Raw genomic sequence first — 1,035 nt, 5'->3', positions numbered from 1 at the left:
TTCAGGCAAGTGTCAACTTTTTAGAAAAATATAATCCATCCACCTTCAAGCCACCATTTCCACCAATGCTTGAAAAACTAAGAAACCAGTACATCTATATCCCTCTAAATAATGTAACTGAATGAAATAACAAACTATAAAAAGTCGAATTCGAATTTTTTATGACACAAATAATATCTTAAATATAATTAAATATATATTTTAAAAAAGTGGAGGATATAGTTTTATGAAAAAGAAGTGGATAATAGCTTTATTAGCTTCAGTTACATTATTTGGGGGAATCGGAATATCTGTTACAGCTCAAAATACGCAAGTTGTGGAAGCTAAGACTAAAAAGCTAAAAATTCATTATTATAAAAAGCCCGTTACAAAGTGCTTGTGGGATTTTTCTATAGGCTATAGTTTTTATTTTAAACATGGTAAAGAAAAACGTATAGTTAATGACTTTGCAGGGTATGAAGCTACAGATAATTTTAAAATTATTGGTTATCATTACTATAAGGGTAAAAAATATTATGTATCAAAAAATCATTGCTTCTATCCCGCTTCTGCCTTTAACACTACACGACCAGTGGTTTATACTGCAACTTCTAACGATCCTATTCCTGTTTACGAAAGTTATAAAAACAACAAGAAAATTAGACCTTATACTGGATCAACAGATGGTGAAGGCGATCAAGAATACTTAATGCCACATTATACTTTTTTAAAGCGAAACGGACTTAGGACAGTAACTGTTAATGGCGAAAAATATTATCCTATAGTATCAGGGATGATATTGTTTAAGGATGCCAATAGCAATCATTTTTATATTGGACATTTTTATTTTGATAAAAAGACGGAATATACAGATTATTATGATTATCCTATTAAATCTAAAAAGAAACTAAACAATCTTAAGCGTGATTGTTATGATAAAACTTCAACTTGGGAAGGTGAACTTATTAAAGCCAGTGATTTAAAGAAAATGGCAACCAAGGGTGGCGTCTTTGATGTTTATACAATGACACTTAAAAATTAATATAGAGATTTTAA

The 1,035-nt window shown here is 29.6% G+C and carries 1 protein-coding gene; it reads left to right on the top strand.

Going from position 1 to position 1,035, the window contains the following annotated elements; translation table 11 throughout:
• Positions 1-226 precede the first annotated feature (226 nt).
• On the top strand, positions 227-1,021 hold the full coding sequence (locus JCM6256_RS09175) for a hypothetical protein (RefSeq protein WP_025081372.1): 795 nt from the start codon (positions 227-229) through the stop codon (positions 1,019-1,021).
• Positions 1,022-1,035 lie beyond the last annotated feature (14 nt).

It is taken from the genome of Lactobacillus hamsteri DSM 5661 = JCM 6256 (assembly GCF_000615445.1).
GTDB classification, from domain to species: Bacteria; Bacillota; Bacilli; order Lactobacillales; family Lactobacillaceae; genus Lactobacillus; species Lactobacillus hamsteri.
This window is presented reverse-complemented; position numbering and strand designations above follow the sequence as displayed.